An 18,341-nucleotide genomic window follows, 5' to 3' on the forward strand; every position below is an offset into this window, starting at 1 on the left:
CCGGTGCGCGCCATCGCGTACCGGCCGCTTCATGTTTGCTGGCGCCCACTCACTCGCCCGGCTCGACCGGCACCTCGAGCCCCACCTTCACGCGGCTCATGCTGACCAGCGTCTTGAAGCGCTTCACGTTGTTGTTCGCGAAGAACAGCTCGCGCGTGAGCGCGGTGTACTGATCCATGTTGCGCACGGAGAGGATCAGCACGAAATCCCATTCCCCCGTCACGTAGTAGCACTGCTGGATCTGCGGGCAGCGCTCGAAGGTCCGCTTCATCGCGTCGAGCTGGTCGATCTGCTCGCTTTCGACCTCGACGTTTACGACGATCGTCAGCGGATGATCGACCTTGTCCGGCGCGACGACGGCCGTGTAGCGCTCGATCACGCCTTCGTCCGCGAGACGCTTCAGGCGCCGGTTCACGGCGGCGGTCGACAGGTTGACGCGCGCGCCGAGTTCGCTTTGCGGCGTCTGTGCGTCGCGCTGGAGTTCCGTCAGCAGCTTGCGGTCGAACGCGTCGAGTGGGGTCGTCATGATGGCGCGTGAAGCCTCGAAAGAATGAGAAATTTTTGCGTGTGAGTGGCCGATTTGGCGATTTTTTTGATCCGCATGCGCAATATTATTTTTCAGACCGGCGGCGCGCGCAACCCGTGCGCGCCCGCCCCGGAACCGACTCACGGAGTGCCGCCGTCATGCTGATCGCCAACCCTCGCGCATCGCGCGCCGTCTATCCCCATGCGCTGCGCCGCGTGATGAACATCGCGTCGGCCGACGAAAGCGGCGCGTGGCTCGCGCACTGGCCGCTCGTCGGCAACGCGCGCACGCCGTTGCGCACGTTGCCGGATCTCGCGGCGCGGCTCGGCGTCGCGCGCATCAGCGTGAAGGACGAGTCGTGCCGGTCGCCGCTCGGCAGCTTCAAGGCGCTCGGCGCGCCGATCGCGCTGGTGCGGCTCGTGAAGCGCCTGCGGCGCGCGCAGGATCTGGATCCGCAGGGGCTCGTCACCGGCCGCTACGCGGCGGAGCTGGCCGACCTGACGGTGATCAGCGCGACCGACGGCAATCACGGCCGCGCGCTGGCCGCCGCGGCGCGCGCGATCGGCTGCGGGTGCGTGATCGTGCTGCACGCGAACGTCGACGCCGAGCGCGAACACGCGATCTCCGCGTACGGCGCGCGGATCGTGCGCATCGCGGGGAACTACGACGAATCGGTCGTCTGCGCGGCGCAGCTCGCGCAGGCGAACGGCTGGTACGTCGTGTCGGATACGTCGTACGACGGCTACGAGGCGATTCCGCGCGACGTGATGCAGGGTTACGGCGTGATCGCCGCCGAAGCCGTGGCGCAGGCGGAGCAGGACGACGGGCGGCCGTTCACGCACGTGCTGCTGCAGGGCGGCGTGGGGGGCCTCGCCGCGGGCGTCGCGAGTTACCTGTGGGAGCGCGACGGCATGCAGCGGCCGCATTTCATCGTGGTCGAGCCGCGCCAGGCCGACTGCCTGTACCAGAGCGCGCTGGCCGGGCGCGCGACCAAGGCCACCGGCACCGTGGATTCGGTGATGGCCGGGCTCGCGTGCGGCGAGGCGTCGCCGCTCGCGTGGGATTTCCTCGAGCTGTGCATCGACCAGTTCATGCTGATCGACGACGAAGACGCGGTGCACGCGATGCGCGGCCTGGCGGCCGGCAGCGGCCGCGACGTGCCGCTCGTCGCCGGCGAATCGGGGGCGGCCGGCATCGCGGGGCTCGCCGTGCTGATGCGCGACCCCGCGCTTGCGCGGCAGGCGGGGCTCGATGCGGGCTCGCGCGTGCTCGCGATCAATACGGAAGGCGCGACGGCGCCGTCCCTGTACCGGAGCTGCGTCGGCGAGACGGCCGACGCGGTGCTCGCGCGCCAGCGCGACTGGCTGGCCCGCGCGGCGGTGGCGGCCTGAACGACATGACGACCTGACGATCGGGGAGGCAAGCGCAATGGACGCAATCGACGAAAGCACGCTGCAGGGGCAGCTGAAGGCCTGGCGCAGGCATCTGCACCGGCATCCGGAGACGGGTTTCGAGGAAGTGAACACGTCGGACTACGTCGCCCGCATCCTGACGACGCTCGGGCTCGACGTGCACCGCGGGATCGGCGGCACGGGCCTCGTCGCGAACCTGACGGCCGGCGCGGGGAAGCGCGTGATCGGTATTCGCGCTGATATGGATGCGCTGAACATCGCCGAGCACGCGCCGGATCGCGAACATGCATCGCGCACGCCCGGCAAGATGCATGCGTGCGGACACGACGGCCACATGTCGATGGTGCTCGGCGCCGCGCGGCTGCTGGCCGAGCGCAAGGATTTCGACGGCACGGTGCGCTTCATTTTCCAGCCGGCCGAGGAGCATGGCCGCGGCGCGAAGGCGATGATGGCCGACGGGTTGTTCGAGCGCTTCCCGGTCGACGCGATCTTCGGCGCGCACAACATGCCGGGCATGCGCGCGGGCACGTTCGCGACGCGCGCGGGCGGCATCATGGCGAGCGAGGACAATTTCGTGATCCGAATCGACGGGCGCGGCACGCATGCGGCGCGCCCGCACATGGGCGTCGATCCGATCGTGATCGGCGCGCAGATCGTGCTCGCGCTGCAGACGATCGTGTCGCGCAATCTCGATCCGGGCCAGCAGGCCGTGATCTCGTGCACGGAATTCATCACCGACGGGCTGCGCAACGTGCTGCCGTCGACCGTGACGATCAGGGGCGATACGCGCAGCTATTCGCGCGACGTCCAGGCGCTGCTGGAAACGCGCATGCGCGAGATCGCCGAAGGCATCTGCCGCACGCACGGCGCGACCTGCACGTTCGACTACACGCACGAATTCGCGCCGACGGTGAATACGCCGGAATGGGTCGGCACGGCCGTGCAGGCCGCCGCGCAGGTCGCGGGCGCCGACGCGGTGAACGCCGACGTGCAGCCGATGATGATCTCGGAGGATTTCGGCGCGTTCCTGCAGGCCGTGCCCGGCAACTTCGTGTTCATCGGCAACGGCGAGGCCGGCGCGCGCGGCGGTGTGCCGCTGCACAACGCGACGTACGACTTCAACGACGAGATCCTGCCGGTCGGCGCACGCTATTTCGCGGAAGTGGCGCGGCGCGCGTTGCGGGCGGCGTAGGGCGTGTTCACGCTGATGACGGGCCAGCCCCACGAACGATTTTTTCTAAACAGGGGAACGTGCCTTTGCGCCCACATTGCGGCGTCGTTCGTCGTTGCAAGAGCGACGGCTATTGCGCCTCCCCTCTCCTTGCCCTGCGGGCGCAAAGGCGCGTTCACAAGCCCGTTATCAGCGTGAACATGCACGGGCGCCGATGGCGGCCGGTGCGGTGCCAGCGCCCGCGCGCCCCGCCCCGCCGGTTGCTCCGTCACGCCAGTTCGCCCAGGCACGCGTCGAATTGCGCGACGAGCCGGTCGACATCGTCGGCCGTCGTGTGCGGGCAGACGAGCATCATGTTGTGGAACGGCGTGATCAGCACGCCGCGATTCAGCAGGTACAGGTGCACGATGTGTTCGAGTTCGCTGTCGAGCTGTTCGCCCGCCAGCGTGCCGTTGCGCGGCGGCACGGGCGCGAACTGGAACTCGGTGCGCGCGCCGATGCGCGTCACGCACCACGGCAGCCCGCGTTGCGCGATCGCCTGCTCGAGCCCGGCGGCGAGTCGCGCGGCAAGTTCGAACATGTGCGCATAGGCGGCGTCGGTCGCGACTTCGGCGAGCGTCGCGCGCATCGCATGCATCGCGAGCATGTTCGCGGTGAGCGTCGTGCCGATCCCGGAATGGCCGGGCGGCGCGTTCAGCTTCGCCTGCTTCGCGCGCTCCGCGAATTCGGCGCTGAACCCGTACACCGCGCACGGCACGCCGCCTGCGATCGGCTTGCCGACCACCAGCATGTCCGGTTCGAGTGCGTGCGCGGCCGCGTAGCCGCCGGGGCCGCTGCTGATCGTGTGCGTCTCGTCGATCACGAGCAGCGTGCCGTAGCGTCGCGTCAGTGCGCGCGCGGCCTCCCAGAAGCCCGGATCGGGCAGCACCATCCCGATGTTCGTCATCGCGGGCTCGGCGAGCACGCAGGCGACGTCACCATCCTTCAGCGCGGCTTCGAGCGCGGCGAGGTCGTTGAATTCGACCACGCGCGTGTTGGCGAGCAGGTCGTGGGATTGCCCGAGCAGGCTGTCGCGCTGCACCGGGCGGCCGTCGACGAGATCGACGAACACGTCGTCCACCGTGCCGTGATAGCAGCCGTTGAACACGACGATCGTGTTGCGGCCGGTGGCCGCGCGCGCCCAGCGCAGCACGAAGCGGTTCGCGTCGCTCGCGCTCAGCGCGAACTGCCAGACCGGCAACCCGAAGCGGCGGGCGAGTTCGCGCGCCACCCACACGGCGTCCTCGCTCGGCAGCATCGTCGTGTAGCCGCGCGTGGCCTGTTCGACGAGCGCACGGGCGACCGGCTCGGGTGCATGGCCGAACATCGCGCCCGTATCGCCGAGGCAGAAATCGACGTAGCGATGACCGTCGACGTCGGTAAAGGTCGCGCCGCGCGCCTCCTTCACGTACAGCGAGAACGGCGTCGACCAGTCCTGCATCCAGTGCAACGGCACGCCGAACAGCAGATGCTCGGATGCTTCCGCGGACAGTGCGCGCGAGACCGGCATGGCTTCGGTGAATGCACGGCGCTCGCGATCGAACAGCGCGCGGGCGCGGATGAGGTCGACTCCGTGGCGGGAAGGCAAAGGCGGCTCCTGGCTGTGAAGGTGACGGCAACGATAGCGCGGGCGGCGGGGGGCTGAACAGGGGCGGAATTACGGAGGCGGCCCGCGTTGGCGCGAGCCTGTCGGTCAGGGCCGGGGCCGGGGTGCGGGAAGTTTTTTAAAAGTTTTTGCGCATAAACCGGCGAGGAACGGCCCGATTTTCGCTAATGCATGGAAAGTTAGTGTGTGCTCACATTCATTTAGCCGGATCCGGTGCGGGCGAAGGGCGGACAGGGACGCTTTCGGTCGCGTGCCCCGTTCGCCGCCGCCGCGCGTTACGCCAGCGTCTTCACCATGTGGTGTTCGTCGTAGAACCGCCCGTCGACGAACATCGAGCGCGGTTCCGTGCCGAACCGGACGAAGCCCTGCGACGCATACAGTCGCTCGGCGGTGGCATTGACCTCGTTCACGCACAGCATCAGTTGCTTGCATGCCCACGTCTGCGCCGCATGTTCGGTCGCGCTCTGGAGCAGCGCCTGCGCAATGCCCCGGCCGCGATACGCGGGATCGACGAACACGCCCCAGATCGTCGCCTTGTGCGCGATCTTCACGCGCGCATCGCGGCGCACGCCGGTGATGCCGACCAGCGTGTCGCCGTCGAATGCGCCGAACACGGCCCGCTCCTGCGTCGGCGTGATGCGCGCCGCGAATTCGTCGACGGGCACCTGCGATTCTTCGTCGAGCGTCGGCAGGAAGGAGGTGGGTGCGGTATCGACCGCACGCAGGCGGACGGTCTGGAAACGGGCGGCGTCGGCCGTGTCGAGCAGGCGGGTCGTGATCGTCATCAGGGGGATTCCGGTGGAGGGCAACAGGACGATGCGTGCCGCATCGGGCACACGGCATCACGCCTATGCTAATCGGATTCGCGCAGCCGCGTGGGCGGGTTCGACGTGTCGCGTGTGCCGGCGGCGGCGAGCGGTGAGCACGGCGCGACGGGCGACGTTGGAACGATCGAGCGTGGGGATATCGTGTCGGCCCCGCGCGTGATGCTTCGCGCGCAACCGATGCGATGGGCGACGATGGTTGCCGACGAGGAAGAAGGGCGCCCCGGAGAGAAGCGCAACGCGCCCGACGCGATGCACCGGGCCCGGCAAGCGTGCCGCGAGCGCGGCACGCGCGATCAGTACCGTGACAGCTGGTTGCCGTTGATCTGCACGCGGTCGCCCGGCCGCAGGCTGCCCGGCGACTGCACGTCGAACGAGCGCATCGAGCCGTCGCTGACCTGCACGTCGATCCGGTAGCTGCTCGGGCCTTGCGCGGCGCCCATCTGCTGACCGATCTGGTTGCCCGCCACCGCGCCGCCGAGCGCGCCGATCACGGTCGCCGCGTCGCGGCCGTGACCGCGCCCGACCTGGTTGCCGAGCACGCCGCCGATCAGCGCGCCGACGACGGTGCCGGCGACACCCGACGGGCCGACGGAGCCGTTGACCGGCTGGATGTTCGCGACCGTGCCGTACTGCGTGCCGTACGGGTTGGCGTACTGCTGCTGTTGTTGCGGTTGCTGCTGCTGATTGGCGTACGGGTCATACGGCTGCGATCCGTATTGCGGCGCGTTGCCGTACGGGTCGTACGGTTGCGGCGCCTGGCTCGGATAGGCCGGTTGCTGCTGCACATAGCCCGGCTGCGAATACGCGGGCTGTGCATAGCCGGGCGTCGCGTATTGCTGTTGCGGATAGCCCGGCTGCGCGCCGTAGTAGCCGGGCGCGACGCACGCGGTGAGCGGAAGCGCCGCCACGGCGACGAGCGAGGCGAACAGAACGGTCTTCGTGGAGGGCATGCGCATCATGGTGTTTCCTGCATCGGCAACGTGTTCGCCGACGGATTCCCGGACGGGGAGGCGAACTCGGCGTGAGTATAAGGAATGGCCGGGGGCGCGTCCGGTGCGGCCGGGTAACAACGTGTAAAGTCTGTTGCCGCGTAAATCGCCCGCCGCGCGGGGCGCTGAAGCCACGGCCGGCAAGGGCGCGAGGCGGACTCCCGGCCCCCGCCCGCGACGATGCGGACGATGCGCCGCCGCGGGCGTCTGCGCCGTTTCCGGAGCGATCGAACCCTGTCGCGGCGCCGGGCCCGGCGGGCGCGCGCACCACGTATCGCGAAATCGAATGCGCGGCATCGCGACATTTAATTGGCTTCGGGTCGCGGCGTCCGATATCGTGGCCGGATTCCCTGCCGACGGTCGCGCCGCACCGGCTGCGGTGTCTCCGTTGTCCGCGCCGGTGTCGCGCCGCGACCGCCCCACATTCCGAGCCATGACCGATCGCCTCTTCATCAACGCCGTCGACGCCGGCGGCCAGCCCATCCATTTCGTCGTCCGCGACGGCCGCTTTGCCGCGATCGGCGCCGATCGCCCCGCCGCGCCCACTGTGGACACGATCGACCTCGGCGGCCGCGTCGTGCTGCCCGGTTTCGTCGACGGCCACATTCACCTCGACAAGAGCTTCGTCGGCGCTCGCTGGGCGCCGCACGAACCGGCCGGCACGCTGCGCGAGCGGCTCGCGGTCGAGAAGCGCCAGCTTGCGGCCGCGCCGCCGATCGTCGAGCGTGCCAACGCGCTGATCGCGCAGGCCGCCGCATTCGGCACGGTCGCGATGCGCAGCCACGTCGACGTCGATGCGACGACGGGCCTGTCGAACCTGCAGGCGGTGCTGGCCGCGCGCGAGCAATGGCGCGGAATCGTCGATATCGAACTGGTCGCGTTTCCGCAGGCCGGCGTCGTGACGTGTCCGGGTACCGCGGCAATCCTCGACGCGGCCGTGCGCGAAGGCGCGGACGTGGTCGGCGGGATCGACCCGACGACCCTCGACGGCGACGCGGACGGCCAGCTCGGCATCGTGTTCGGCATCGCCGAGAAGCGCGGCGCGAAGATCGACATCCACCTGCACGAACCGGGCGAAACGGGCATCGCGCAACTGCTGCGCATCGCGGCGCGCACGCGCGCGGCGGGGCTCGGGGGGCGCGTGAACGTGAGCCATGCGTACGCGCTCGGCCAGGTCGGCGACGACGACCTGCGGCGCACCGCGGCGGCGCTGGCCGAGGCCGGCGTGTCGATCCTGACGAATGCGCCGGGCGACTGCGCGTTTCCGCCGGTGCAAGCGCTTCGCGATGCGGGCGTGCACGTGTTCGCGGGCAACGACAACATCCGCGACGCATGGTGGCCGTACGGCAACGGCGACATGCTGCAGCGCGCGATGATGGTCGGCTATCGCTCGGGCTTCTACACCGACGAGGCGCTCGGCGTCGCGCTCGACATGGCGACGCACGCCGGGGCGCGCGTCGTCGGTCGGGAGCGCTACGGCATCGCGGTCGGCTGCGATGCGACGTTCGTCGCGGTGCGCGCGCCGAACGCGGCGGCGGCCGTCGCGGGCGTGCCGGCCGAGCGCTGGGTGTTCCGCCGCGGCGCAAGCGACACGGACGCGCCGATCGCGCCCGCGCTGCACTTCACGCGCTGACCGAACCGGCGGGCAGGCGCCGCATGTGCGCCGGCCCGCCATGCACCGACCGAACCGGAACCGACATGACGACCCTGCTGATCCGAAACGTCCGCACGAGCGCCGACACCGCGCTCGATCTCCTGATCGAAGGCGATCGCATCGCCCGAGTCGGGCCGTCGCTCGACGCGCCGGCCGACTGCGCGATCGAGGACGGCGCGGGCGCGCTCGCGCTGCCCGGCCTTGTCGAAGGCCACACGCACCTCGACAAGACGCACTGGGGGATGCCGTGGTATCGCAATCAGGTCGGGCCGCGCCTCGTCGACCGGATCGAGAACGAGCGGCACTATCGCGCGACGAGCGGCCACGACGCCGGCGCAGCGTCGCTCGGGCTCGCGCGGGCCTTCCTCGCGGCCGGCACGACGCGCATCCGCACGCATGTCGACATCGACACCGAAGCCGGGCTGCGGCACCTGCACGGCGTGCTCGCGACGCGCGAGATGCTGCGCGGGCAGGTCGAGATCCAGATCGTCGCGTTTCCGCAATCGGGCGTACTCAAGCGGCCGGGCACCGACGCGCTGCTGTCCGACGCGCTGGCCGCGGGCGCCGACCTGCTCGGCGGGCTCGATCCGTGCGCGATCGAAGGCGATCCGGTCGAGGCGCTGGACGTGCTGTTCGCGATCGCCGGGCGACATGGCCGCGGGATCGATCTCCACCTGCACGAACGCGGGTCGATGGGCGCGTACTCGCTCGACCTGATCCTGCAGCGCACGGCGACGCACGGCATGCAGGGCAAGGTGACGATCAGCCATGGCTTCTGTCTCGGCGATGTCGCCGAACGCGAGCGCGACGCGCTGCTCGCGCGGATGGCCAAGCTTCGCGTCGGGCTTGTCACGACCGCGCCGGCGGCGGTGCCCGTGCCGCCGCTGGCCGCGTGCCGCGCGGCGGGCGTGACCGTCATCGGCGGCAACGACGGCGTGCGAGACACGTGGACGCCGTACGGGTCGCCCGACATGCTGGAGCGCGCGATGCTGATCGCCATGCGCAACGACTTCCGCCGCGACGATGCGCTCGAAGACGCGCTCGACTGCGTGACGCACGGCGCGGCGCGCGGTTGCGGTTTCGCCGATTACGGGCTGCAGCCGGGCGGCCGGGCGGATGTCGTGCTCGTCGACGCGCTGACGTTCGCCGAGGCCGTGGTGGCGCGGCCGGTGCGGCGGCTCGTCGTGTCGTCGGGGAAGGTCGTCGCGCGCGACGGCGCGCTGGTCTGAGTCGGGCCCGGGCGACGCGTCGGCCGGTATGATCCGGTTTTCAGCCGGAATTCCGGGGAGATGACGATGCGATGCACGACAGCGGCACGGGCCGCACGATGGATGGCGGCGGCCCTGTTCGCCGTGACCGCCGCGCATGCGGTGGCGGCCGGCCCGACCGACGCGCGGCAGGAAGCGAACCGGCAAACGGTGCTCGCGTTCTATGAAAAAGGCCTGAACGAGAAAGACGCGGACGCCGCGCTCGCGTACGTCGGCGACCGCTACGTGCAGCACAACCCGAATGCGGCAGACGGGCGCGACGGCTTCCGCAAGTTCGTCGCGTTCCTGCGCGACAAGTACCCGCAGTCGCACAGCGAGATCAGGCGTTCGTTCGTCGACGGCGATTACGTGATCCTGCACGTGCACGCGGTGCGCGAACCCGGCACGCGCGGCAGCGCGATCATGGACATCTTCCGGCTCGAGAACGGCAAGATCGTCGAGCACTGGGACGTCAACCAGCCGGTGCCCGAGCAGGCCGCGAACGGGAACACGATGTTCTGACGCGGGTCGGGCGCGGCGGCGAGTGCGCCGCATCGACCGTGGCGCGGCATGACGCGCGGCGGCGGCGTCCGTCCGGTTGCCACGGCCGGCTCGTTACTTCCCCTCGAGTTCCAGCATGGCCGCGAGCGCGCTCGTCAGCTCGCCGACCATCGGGTCGGCCGTCGGCCGATGCAGGATCGCGATGTCCATGTGCTCGATCGGCGCGAAACCGTGCTTCTCGGTCAGCACGACGTGCTCGTCCGTCACCACGCGCGCGGGCAGCACGCTGATGCCGAGGCCGTCCGCGACGGCGGCCTGGATGCCGCTCAGGCTCGACGTCGTGAAGCTGATCCGCCAGCGCCGGCCGCGTTCCTCGATCGCCTTGATCATGTCGTCGCGATAGAGCCCGCGCGGCGGAAACACGACGATCGGCACCGGGTCGAGATCGATCGACGGATGCCTTGCGCTGTCGATCCAGCGCAGCTTCTCGGGCCAGCGCACGACGGCCTCGCGGCTGTCGCGCCGCTGCTTGATCAGCGCGAGGTCGAGGTCGCCGCGATCGTACGCCGCGCTGATGTCGCGGCTCAGCCCGCACATCACTTCGAGCTTCACCTGCGGATGCGCGCGCTTGAATGCCGCGAGCGCGTGCGTGGTGCGGCCCGCCGCGAAATCGTCGGGTACGCCGAGCCGGATCGTCAGCGCGACCGTGGCGCCCGACAGCGCCTCCAGCATCTCGTCGTTCAGCGCGAGCATGCGCCGCGCATAGCTGAGCGCCGTCACGCCGGCGTCGGTCGGCCGCACGTCGCGCGTGCCGCGATCGAGCAGGCGATGCCCGGCGATTTCCTCGAGCCGGCGCACCTTCTGGCTGACCGTCGACTGCGTCGAATGCAGGCGCGCGGACGCCGTCGTGAAGCTGCCGCAATCGGCGACCATCACCAGCGCGCGCAGCAGGTCGAGGTCGAACAGGGGTCTATTCATTTCTGCACTTCTGGGTATCCGGGCATTTCATTCTCAAATGCGAGCGACGATTTTTAACATGGCCGGACAGGGGGGGCAATCGCGGTTTCGCCGGACCCGGCGCGGCGTCGCGCGGCGGCGCGGCAGGGCTCAGCGGCGGCGTGACTGCCGTTCCGGCGTGCCGCCGGGAAGTTTCCGCAGGAAGGCGTCGGCCAGTTCGACGCAATAGTCGAACGACGGCGTGTAGCCGAGCGTCTGGATGTCGTCGAAACGCGGCTTGACGAAGGCGCGATGCTCGTTGAGCAGGCGCAAGAACGTATCGCGATGCCGAACGAGAAAGGGCCCGGCTTCCATCAGGCTCGCCGGTTCCCGCTCGATGACCAGACACAGATCGAACAGGTCCCGCGCGGCCGGGCGATCGCCGCGGTGCCACATTTTCTTCGCGATGATTTCCGCGGAAGTCTCGACCTTGACGACGCGATCCATCAGCGTCCATTCGTCGTAGCCGGGAGACGTCAGATTTCGGGAGACCACGAAGTCGATCTCGCCGTCGGGCAGCAGCAGTTTCACGAAACCGGCATGTTCTTCGTAGTCCGTCGTGATGTCGGAGGCGGCGTCGCTGATGCGGGGATTCACGTACCCGAGATACTGTGGATCGGGTACGAAGATGTCGACGTCCTGGCTGACGCGATGGCCGTGGCGCAGCATCAGCACCGTGCCGCCGCCGAACGTCCAGAACGGATTCGACGTGCCGTGCTTGCGTATCTCGTCGACCAGCGTTACCGCGTGACGAAACAGGCCCTGCCAGGGGCCGTCGGGCAACGTGCCGGGTGCGGTCATGCCCATACCTCCCGATACAGGTGAAGATCCTTCGACCATGTCGCGAGGTTTTTCCAGATGGTGCGAAGCGGGGTGCCCGACCGTTCGGCGGCTTCCTCCGCCGCTTTCACCACGACAGGTAGCGGCACCTCGTCGAGGATGACGGAGAACTGCGATTCGTATCCTTCCGGAATGTGTCCGGTGGCCAGCGCGTCGGCCAGCAAGCGTTCGGTCAGTTCGCCCTTGTAGCTGACGTTCGCGCTCACGACGGCCTTGTAGAGGCCGTTATGGGGCTGCCGCGGCATGGCCAGGAGTTCGATGCCGAGCACGCCGAGCAACGGGATCAGCTTGTTGATTCCGAGATCCCTGACCTTGCCGGCTTCGAGCTGGTTGACGGTGAACCGGGACAGCCCGGCGAGCCTGGCAAGCTGGGCCTGTGTGAGATCGAGTTCCGCCCGCCGTTTCGCAACGGCCTGACCGATTTCATGGAGTTGCACGTTGACCTCCCGGCGCAGATTCAATGCACCTGAATGTAAAGTATATCTTACATACCCGGGTGGCCTGCCGTCTCCGGGGAATCTCGGGTGCGGTATAGGACGCATCGCCAATGCCGCCGGAGCTGGATCGGACGACACCTGTATAGACATCGCCATTCCGCGGATATCCGGAAAAACACGCTCTGTGGCGGGCGTGCGTCTCGCAGGGTAAACACCCGAAAGCCGCGAAAATACCCGCTATTCTGGCTTGTTTCGCACGTCATTCTTTTCCTTTCGCTCCCGCCCGGCCTTGATCCGCTCATCCCGTATTCCCCCGCTTGCGCTCGAAAATTGAGCAGTCTAGACTGCACCGCAGTTTCACCGAAGTCCCAGCCGTTCGCGCACCGCCCCCCACCGGACGCCGGCGTTCGCCCGCCGCGTCGAGACTTTCAAGGACACGCCATGAACCGCACTGCAAGGCTCCTCGTTACCGCGCTGGCGTTCGCGCCGCTCGTGTCGTTCGCGCAGGATGCGTCGACGATCCGATGGGGCATCGATCCCACGTATCCGCCGTTCGAGGCGAAGCAGCCCGACGGCTCGCTCGCCGGCTTCGACATCGACCTGCGCAATGCGATCTGCGAGCAACTGCGTGCGAAGTGCGTATGGGTCGAGCAGGGCTTCGACGGGATGATTCCGGCGCTGCGCGCGCGCAAGTTCGACGTGATCATGTCCGCGATGACGGCCACCGACGAGCGGCTCAAGCAGATCGACTTCTCGAACAAGCTGTATGCATCGCCGGCCGCGCTCGTCGCGCCGGCCGGCTCGAAGCTGCTGCCGACCGCCGCGTCGCTGGCGGGCAAGCGCATCGGGATCGACCAGGGCACGACGCAGGAGGCCTACGCGAAGGCCGAATGGGCGACCAGGGGCGTGACGATCGTCTCGTACCAGAACCAGGACCAGGTGTACCAGGATCTCGTCAACGGCCGCCTCGACGCGACCTTCCAGGACAAGACGCAGGCCGGCTACTCGTTCCTGAAGACGCCGCGCGGCAAGGGTTACGCGTTCGCCGGCCCCGACGTGACCGACGTGCGGATCACCGGCTACGGCGTCGCGATGGGCGTGCGCAAGGGCGACGACGCGATGAAGAAGCGGCTGAACGACGCGATCGCCGCGATCCGCGCGAACGGTACGTACCAGAAGATCGCCGCGAAATACTTCGACTTCGACATCTACGGTGCGAAGCAGCAGCTGACTTCGGCACCGTGACTCCGTGACTCCGTGATTCATTCAATCGACAGGCACCCCATGACGAGTATCCAGGAACGCGTCGCGCAAGCCGTGACGCCCGAACTGATCGCCGCGTTCCGCGAGGAAGGCGCGGTCTGCATCAAGGGCATCTTTTCGCCCGACGAAGTGGCCGCGCTGCGGGCCGGCATCGACGCGAATCTCGCGCAGCCGAGCGAACGCGCGAAAGTCGCGAGCCGGCCCGACGATCCGGGCTGGTTCTTCGAGGATTTCTGCAACTGGCAGCACAACGACGCGTATCGCGACTTCATCGTGCGCTCGCCGGCGCCGTCGGTGGCCGCCGCGCTGATGGGCACCGGCCACGTGCGGCTGCATCACGACCACCTGCTCGTGAAGGAGCCCGGCACGCGGCAGCGCACGCCGTGGCATCAGGACCAGCCGTACTACAACATCGAGGGCGACGACAACGTCAGCATGTGGATTCCGGTCGACCCGGTGCCGCTCGAATCGACGCTGGAATTCGTCGCGGGCTCGCATCGCGGGCCGTGGCTGATGCCGCGCACGTTCATGGACAAGGAGGCGAAGTGGTTCCCGGAAGGCAGCCTCGCGGATCTGCCGGACATCGAAGGCGACCGCGCGGCGTTTCCGATCCGCCACTGGGCGCTCGAGCCCGGCGACATGGTGTGCTTCCGGATGCTCACGCTGCATGCGTCGGGCGGGACGCAGAACCGGCGGCGCGCGTTCTCGATCCGCTTCGTCGGCGACGACGTCCGTCACGCGCCGCGTCGCTGGAAGACGTCGCCCGAATTCCCCGGGCTCGCGGCGCAGCTGCCCGACGGCGCGCCGCTCGATCATCCGCTGTTTCCGGTCGTGTGGTCGCGCGGCGCGGGGCAGGCCGGCGCGATCTGACGCGGGCCGGCAGCCGCGCGCGACGCGGCCGCCGTGTCCCGGCGCAGCGTCCGCCGCGCGGCGGACGGATCAGGTCGGGTGGCGTGCGGCGCCCGGCTTGAAACGCGAGCCGAGCCGGTAGCGGTTGCCGGGATGCAGGAAGTGCACGAACGTGACGGGCAGCCCGTTCGTCCAGGTGCGGCGCGTGAGCGTGAGGCACGGCTCGTCGGCGCGCATGTCGAGCAGCCGGGCCTGTTCGCCGCTCGGCAGCGCGGCGTCGACGACGTGCTCGATCTCCAGTTCGTCGTGCGACACGTTGTTGAACAGGTACTCGGACGGCGGCTCGACCTGGAAATCCTGGTCGATAAAAGCGGGCGCGGCGGCCGGGTTCACGTAACGATCCTCGAGCTGGATCGGGCGGCCGTTTTCCTCGTGCACGCACACCACATGAAACACCGGCGTGTTGACCGGCAGGCCGAACGCGGCCGCGACGTCGAACGACGCGGGCTCGCTCGCCCGGCTCAGCACGCGGCAGCGGTATTCATGCCCGCGCGCGCGGATTTCGTCGCGGATGTGCGCGATCATCAGCAGGTTCGACTGCGGCTTGACCTCCGCGACGAAGGTCCCGACGCCCGCGATGCGCTTCAGCACGCCTTCCTCGGTCAGCTCGCGCAGCGCGCGGTTGACCGTCATGCGTGCGACGCGGAATTGCGCGGCGAGATCCAGTTCGGACGGAATGCGATCTCCGGGGCGCCAGTCGCCCGACTCGACGTTCTGGCGCACGAGCGTCTTGATCTGCTGGAACGGTGCGGTGGCCTTCGTGACCATCGGGGATCCTTGCGCGAAGAAGTGACGATGCTAGTCGTCGTGACTGACGACGACCAGGATCTCCGCCTGCGTGGCGCCGAGGCTGCGCGTGCGGTGCGGAATGAGAGCGTTGAAATAGACTGAATCGCCGGTCCTGAGTTGCACCGTCTCGTTCGGAAACTCGATTTCGACGCGCCCCTTGTGCACGAACAGGAATTCCTCGCCTTCGTGCTCGCGGAACGTCGATGCGACGAACTCGTGCGGCGGGTACACGACGAACGGCAGCATCTTCTTCGGCGCGACGCCGGCCGCGATGCTTTCGAAACGGTGCGCGTGGCTGTCGGTCGCCGCGCCCAGCGCCGTGCGCTCGCCGGCGCGCGTGACCGTGATCAGCTCACGGTTGTGACTCTCCGAAAACAACTGCTCGACGTCGACACTCAGCGCCTTCGACAGCTTCAGCGCGACCGCGATCGAGGGCACGCTCAGGCCGCGCTCCACTTTCGACAGGTAGCTCTTGGTGAGGCCGGTCTCGTCGGCCAGCACGTCGAGCGTCCAGCCCTTCTGTTTTCTGAGCAGCTTCAGGCGAATCGTCATGGGGCGCCGGGTGTCCTTCGAAAAACCGATTGTAACGCATGACACCTTGTGTCATATAATGTATCGAGTGTCACGAAGCCCGGCAGCCGGCATCCGGTTGCGGACGACGCGATGCATCCCGATCCATTCTGGAGGTGAACATGGCGGAAACGCTGAATTTGACGAAGGAGGCGCTGGTCGCGCTGGCGGAGCGGCGTCTCGACACCGCGGTGGGCGACAGCGGCTGGTCGGCGCGGCAGAAGCTCGCGCTCACGTGCCGGATCCTGTTCGACGCCGGTCACGATTCGGGCCTGGCCGGCCAGATCACCTGCCGCGCCGGCGACGCCGGCACGTACTACACGCAGCGGCTCGGGCTCGGTTTCGACGAGATCTCGGCCGCGAACCTGCTGCGCGTCGACGAGGATCTCGAGGTGGTCGACGGCGAGGGCATCCCGAACCCGGCCAACCGGTTCCATACGTGGATCTACCGCGAACGCCCGGACGTGAACTGCATCATCCACACGCATCCGGCGCATGTCGCGGCGCTGTCGATGCTCGAGCAGCCGCTCGTCGTGTCGCACATGGACACCTGCCCGCTGTACGACGATTGCGCGTTCCTGAAAGACTGGCCCGGCGTGCCGGTCGGCAACGAAGAGGGCGAGATCATCTCGAAGGCGCTCGGCAGCAAGCGCGCGATCCTGCTGTCGCACCACGGCCAGCTCGTGGTCGGCAAGACGATCGAGGAAGCGTGCATCCTCGCGCTGCTGATCGAGCGGGCCGCGAAGCTGCAGCTGCTCGCGATGTCGGCCGGCGCGATCAGGCCGGTGCCGCCGGCGCTGGCGCGCGAGGCGCACGACTGGATCTCGAAGCCGAAGCGCGACGCGGTGACCTTCGAATACTACGCGCGGCGCGCATTGCGCACGCACCGGGACTGCGTCGAATGAACCGGCGGTTTTCCGCCTTTGCGTCCAACCATCATTGAGGAATCCATATCGTGTCCATCCTGCTGAAAGGCATCGTTGCCTACCCGGTCACGCCGTTTTCCGCCGACGGCGCCCCCGACCTGACGGCGCTCGATGCGCTGATCGGTCGGCTGATCGCCGACGGCGTCCACGCGATCGCGCCGCTCGGCAGCACCGGCGAAAGCGCGTATCTGTCCGATGCCGAATGGGAGGCGGTCGCCGCCGCGTCGATTCGCTCGGTGCGCCGGCGCGTGCCGACCGTCGTCGGCATTTCCGATCTCACCACGGCGGGCGCGGTGCGCCGCGCCCGCTTCGCCGAGCAGGCCGGCGCCGATGCGGTCATGGTGCTGCCCGTGTCGTACTGGAAGCTCGCCAACGACGAGATCGTCGCGCACTATCGCGCGATCGGGGCCGCCATCGGCATTCCGATCATGCTGTACAACAACCCCGCGACGAGCGGCGTCGACATGTCGCCCGAGCTGATCGCGACGATCTGCCGGGCCGTCGACAACGTGACGATGGTGAAGGAGAGCACGGGCGACATCGGGCGGATGCACCGGCTCGCGCAGTTGAGCGACGGCGCGATCCCGTTCTACAACGGCAGCAATCCGATGGCGCTCGCCGCGCTGGCCGCGGGCGCGGCCGGTTGGTGCACGGCCGCGCCAAACCTGAACGCCGCGTTGCCGCTGGCGCTGTTCGACGCGATGCGCGCGGGCGACCTGGCGCGCGCCAGGACGGTTTTTCATGCGCAGTTGCCGCTGCTGCGGTTCATCGTCGACGGCGGATTGCCGGTGACCGTAAAGGCCGGGTTGCGCCTGCGCGGCTTCGATGCCGGCGAGCCCAGAAGGCCGCTGATGCCGCTCGGCGACGCCCGCACGCGCGAACTCGAACGCCTGCTCGCGACCCTGCCGGACGGTGTCGCGGCATGAGCGACGCGGCACGACCGGCGATCGCGGTCGCCATCGGCGCGGTGCGGGTCGGCGTGTGCCGCCCGCTGGCCGGCACCGCGCACGTCAGCGCGATCGACAAGCAGCCGGCCGATACGCGCCTGTGGCTGGGCGAGTCGGGCTTTGCCGGCGACGAGCAGGCCGATGCGCGGCACCACGGCGGCCCGGACAAGGCGGTCCACCACTATGCGCACGATCACTATGCATGGTGGGCCGCGCAGGTCGGCGCGCGCGACGTGCTCGCGCAGCCGGGCGCGTTTGGCGAGAACCTGTCGACGCACGGCGTGACCGAGCACGACGTGTGTCTCGGCGACGTGTTCACGCTCGGCGGCGCGGTGCTGCAGGTGTCGCAGTCGCGGCAGCCGTGCTGGAAGCTGAACGCGCGTTTCACGCATCCGCGGATGGCCGCGCTCGTGCAGCAGAGCGGCCGGACCGGCTGGTACTACCGTGTGCTGCAGGCGGGCTGGGTGGCCGGGGGCGACGTGCTGGCGCTGCACGCGCGCCCTTATCCGCAATGGCCGCTGTCGACGGTGCTCGACGTGCTGTACCGGCGCACGCTCGACATGGCCGCGCTCGATGCGCTGCGGGACGTTCCGATACTGCCGCCCGGCTGGCGCAAGATGCTCGACCGGCGCCGGACGGAGCGGCAGGTCGAAGACTGGACGAAGCGGCTCGAAGGACGATGACGGGCCGCG

At 68.8% G+C, this 18,341-nt stretch carries 19 protein-coding genes; 10 read left to right on the forward strand and 9 right to left on the reverse strand.

What is annotated here, in order from left to right; translation table 11 throughout:
• Positions 1-49: 49 nt before the first annotated feature.
• Positions 50-526: an Lrp/AsnC family transcriptional regulator gene (locus GQ56_RS0122975; RefSeq protein ID WP_031400871.1), complete on the reverse strand. Its 477-nt coding sequence runs from the start codon at positions 524-526 to the stop codon at positions 50-52.
• A gap of 158 nt (positions 527-684) precedes the next feature.
• Between GQ56_RS0122975 and GQ56_RS0122980 the strand changes: the two genes are divergently transcribed.
• Together GQ56_RS0122980 and GQ56_RS0122985 are read left to right on the forward strand one after the other, a co-directional pair.
• Positions 685-1,917: a diaminopropionate ammonia-lyase gene (locus tag GQ56_RS0122980; RefSeq protein WP_031400872.1), complete on the forward strand. Its 1,233-nt coding sequence runs from the start codon at positions 685-687 to the stop codon at positions 1,915-1,917.
• A gap of 37 nt (positions 1,918-1,954) precedes the next feature.
• Positions 1,955-3,130 carry a M20 aminoacylase family protein gene (locus GQ56_RS0122985; protein ID WP_031400873.1) on the forward strand — a complete coding sequence of 392 codons (1,176 nt, stop codon included), beginning with the start codon at positions 1,955-1,957 and terminating at the stop codon, positions 3,128-3,130.
• A 247-nt stretch (positions 3,131-3,377) separates the two neighbouring features.
• Here the strand turns inward: GQ56_RS0122985 and GQ56_RS0122990 are convergent, their stop codons facing one another.
• The 3 genes from GQ56_RS0122990 to GQ56_RS0123000 all read right to left on the reverse strand — a co-directional run bounded on the left by GQ56_RS0122990 (position 3,378) and on the right by GQ56_RS0123000 (position 6,540).
• Positions 3,378-4,736, reverse strand: a complete 1,359-nt coding sequence (locus tag GQ56_RS0122990; RefSeq protein WP_031400874.1) for an aspartate aminotransferase family protein — start codon at positions 4,734-4,736, stop codon at positions 3,378-3,380.
• Positions 4,737-5,029: 293 nt separating this feature from the next.
• Complete coding sequence (locus GQ56_RS0122995; protein ID WP_031400875.1) at positions 5,030-5,539, reverse strand: GNAT family N-acetyltransferase; 510 nt, start codon at positions 5,537-5,539, stop codon at positions 5,030-5,032.
• Between the two features lie 335 nt (positions 5,540-5,874).
• Positions 5,875-6,540 carry an outer membrane lipoprotein gene (locus GQ56_RS0123000; protein WP_031400876.1) on the reverse strand — a complete coding sequence of 222 codons (666 nt, stop codon included), beginning with the start codon at positions 6,538-6,540 and terminating at the stop codon, positions 5,875-5,877.
• Positions 6,541-7,003: 463 nt separating this feature from the next.
• Between GQ56_RS0123000 and GQ56_RS0123005 the strand changes: the two genes are divergently transcribed.
• The 3 genes from GQ56_RS0123005 to GQ56_RS0123015 all read left to right on the forward strand — a co-directional run bounded on the left by GQ56_RS0123005 (position 7,004) and on the right by GQ56_RS0123015 (position 9,993).
• The gene (locus GQ56_RS0123005; protein WP_031400877.1) at positions 7,004-8,203 is read left to right on the forward strand and encodes an amidohydrolase family protein; all 1,200 of its coding nucleotides are present in this window, start codon (positions 7,004-7,006) and stop codon (positions 8,201-8,203) included.
• A gap of 65 nt (positions 8,204-8,268) precedes the next feature.
• A complete protein-coding gene (locus GQ56_RS0123010) occupies positions 8,269-9,453 on the forward strand; it encodes an amidohydrolase family protein (protein ID WP_031400878.1) in 1,185 nt (394 codons plus the stop codon).
• Positions 9,454-9,519: 66 nt separating this feature from the next.
• Positions 9,520-9,993: a nuclear transport factor 2 family protein gene (locus GQ56_RS0123015; protein WP_031400879.1), complete on the forward strand. Its 474-nt coding sequence runs from the start codon at positions 9,520-9,522 to the stop codon at positions 9,991-9,993.
• 93 nt (positions 9,994-10,086) lie between these two features.
• Here GQ56_RS0123015 and GQ56_RS0123020 read toward each other — a convergent pair whose 3' ends face one another.
• The 3 genes from GQ56_RS0123020 to GQ56_RS0123030 form a co-directional block, all read right to left on the reverse strand.
• Positions 10,087-10,950, reverse strand: coding sequence for a LysR family transcriptional regulator (locus tag GQ56_RS0123020; protein WP_031400880.1), 864 nt, complete (start codon positions 10,948-10,950; stop codon positions 10,087-10,089).
• 129 nt (positions 10,951-11,079) lie between these two features.
• Positions 11,080-11,769: a nucleotidyl transferase AbiEii/AbiGii toxin family protein gene (locus GQ56_RS0123025; RefSeq protein ID WP_031400881.1), complete on the reverse strand. Its 690-nt coding sequence runs from the start codon at positions 11,767-11,769 to the stop codon at positions 11,080-11,082.
• Positions 11,766-12,245, reverse strand: a complete 480-nt coding sequence (locus tag GQ56_RS0123030) for a helix-turn-helix domain-containing protein (RefSeq protein ID WP_031400882.1) — start codon at positions 12,243-12,245, stop codon at positions 11,766-11,768. Before GQ56_RS0123030 ends, GQ56_RS0123025 begins: the two co-directional genes overlap by 4 nt.
• A gap of 441 nt (positions 12,246-12,686) precedes the next feature.
• Between GQ56_RS0123030 and GQ56_RS0123035 the strand changes: the two genes are divergently transcribed.
• The gene (locus tag GQ56_RS0123035) at positions 12,687-13,490 is read left to right on the forward strand and encodes an ABC transporter substrate-binding protein (protein WP_031400883.1); all 804 of its coding nucleotides are present in this window, start codon (positions 12,687-12,689) and stop codon (positions 13,488-13,490) included.
• A 39-nt stretch (positions 13,491-13,529) separates the two neighbouring features.
• Positions 13,530-14,378, forward strand: coding sequence for a phytanoyl-CoA dioxygenase family protein (locus GQ56_RS0123040; RefSeq protein WP_031400884.1), 849 nt, complete (start codon positions 13,530-13,532; stop codon positions 14,376-14,378).
• A 69-nt stretch (positions 14,379-14,447) separates the two neighbouring features.
• Here GQ56_RS0123040 and hutC read toward each other — a convergent pair whose 3' ends face one another.
• Both hutC and GQ56_RS0123050 read right to left on the reverse strand, forming a co-directional pair.
• Positions 14,448-15,185: a histidine utilization repressor gene (gene hutC, locus GQ56_RS0123045; protein WP_031400885.1), complete on the reverse strand. Its 738-nt coding sequence runs from the start codon at positions 15,183-15,185 to the stop codon at positions 14,448-14,450.
• 30 nt (positions 15,186-15,215) lie between these two features.
• The gene (locus GQ56_RS0123050) at positions 15,216-15,758 is read right to left on the reverse strand and encodes a helix-turn-helix domain-containing protein (protein WP_031400886.1); all 543 of its coding nucleotides are present in this window, start codon (positions 15,756-15,758) and stop codon (positions 15,216-15,218) included.
• 140 nt (positions 15,759-15,898) lie between these two features.
• Between GQ56_RS0123050 and GQ56_RS0123055 the strand changes: the two genes are divergently transcribed.
• The 3 genes from GQ56_RS0123055 to GQ56_RS0123065 are packed head-to-tail and all read left to right on the forward strand — an operon-like array spanning position 15,899 to position 18,332.
• Positions 15,899-16,681 carry an aldolase gene (locus GQ56_RS0123055; protein ID WP_031400887.1) on the forward strand — a complete coding sequence of 261 codons (783 nt, stop codon included), beginning with the start codon at positions 15,899-15,901 and terminating at the stop codon, positions 16,679-16,681.
• 50 nt (positions 16,682-16,731) lie between these two features.
• Positions 16,732-17,628, forward strand: a complete 897-nt coding sequence (locus GQ56_RS0123060; protein WP_031400888.1) for a dihydrodipicolinate synthase family protein — start codon at positions 16,732-16,734, stop codon at positions 17,626-17,628.
• The gene (locus tag GQ56_RS0123065; protein WP_031400889.1) at positions 17,625-18,332 is read left to right on the forward strand and encodes an MOSC domain-containing protein; all 708 of its coding nucleotides are present in this window, start codon (positions 17,625-17,627) and stop codon (positions 18,330-18,332) included. The genes GQ56_RS0123060 and GQ56_RS0123065 overlap by 4 nt, the downstream gene beginning before the upstream one ends.
• The last annotated feature ends 9 nt before the right edge of the window (positions 18,333-18,341 follow it).

This window comes from Burkholderia paludis (genome assembly GCF_000732615.1).
Classification (GTDB): domain Bacteria; phylum Pseudomonadota; class Gammaproteobacteria; order Burkholderiales; family Burkholderiaceae; genus Burkholderia; species Burkholderia paludis.

Coding starts and splice junctions, on each gene's coding strand:
- GQ56_RS0123055 (WP_031400887.1), top strand. CDS start 15,899: ATGGCGGAAACGCTGAATTTGACGAAGGAGGCGCTGGTCGCGCTGGCG.
- GQ56_RS0123065 (WP_031400889.1), top strand. CDS start 17,625: ATGAGCGACGCGGCACGACCGGCGATCGCGGTCGCCATCGGCGCGGTG.
- hutC (WP_031400885.1), bottom strand. CDS start 15,185: ATGGTCACGAAGGCCACCGCACCGTTCCAGCAGATCAAGACGCTCGTG.
- GQ56_RS0123050 (WP_031400886.1), bottom strand. CDS start 15,758: ATGACGATTCGCCTGAAGCTGCTCAGAAAACAGAAGGGCTGGACGCTC.
- GQ56_RS0123000 (WP_031400876.1), bottom strand. CDS start 6,540: ATGATGCGCATGCCCTCCACGAAGACCGTTCTGTTCGCCTCGCTCGTC.
- GQ56_RS0123035 (WP_031400883.1), top strand. CDS start 12,687: ATGAACCGCACTGCAAGGCTCCTCGTTACCGCGCTGGCGTTCGCGCCG.
- GQ56_RS0122985 (WP_031400873.1), top strand. CDS start 1,955: ATGGACGCAATCGACGAAAGCACGCTGCAGGGGCAGCTGAAGGCCTGG.
- GQ56_RS0122975 (WP_031400871.1), bottom strand. CDS start 526: ATGACGACCCCACTCGACGCGTTCGACCGCAAGCTGCTGACGGAACTC.
- GQ56_RS0123005 (WP_031400877.1), top strand. CDS start 7,004: ATGACCGATCGCCTCTTCATCAACGCCGTCGACGCCGGCGGCCAGCCC.
- GQ56_RS0122980 (WP_031400872.1), top strand. CDS start 685: ATGCTGATCGCCAACCCTCGCGCATCGCGCGCCGTCTATCCCCATGCG.
- GQ56_RS0123020 (WP_031400880.1), bottom strand. CDS start 10,950: ATGAATAGACCCCTGTTCGACCTCGACCTGCTGCGCGCGCTGGTGATG.
- GQ56_RS0123025 (WP_031400881.1), bottom strand. CDS start 11,769: ATGACCGCACCCGGCACGTTGCCCGACGGCCCCTGGCAGGGCCTGTTT.
- GQ56_RS0123010 (WP_031400878.1), top strand. CDS start 8,269: ATGACGACCCTGCTGATCCGAAACGTCCGCACGAGCGCCGACACCGCG.
- GQ56_RS0123040 (WP_031400884.1), top strand. CDS start 13,530: ATGACGAGTATCCAGGAACGCGTCGCGCAAGCCGTGACGCCCGAACTG.
- GQ56_RS0123015 (WP_031400879.1), top strand. CDS start 9,520: ATGCGATGCACGACAGCGGCACGGGCCGCACGATGGATGGCGGCGGCC.
- GQ56_RS0122995 (WP_031400875.1), bottom strand. CDS start 5,539: ATGACGATCACGACCCGCCTGCTCGACACGGCCGACGCCGCCCGTTTC.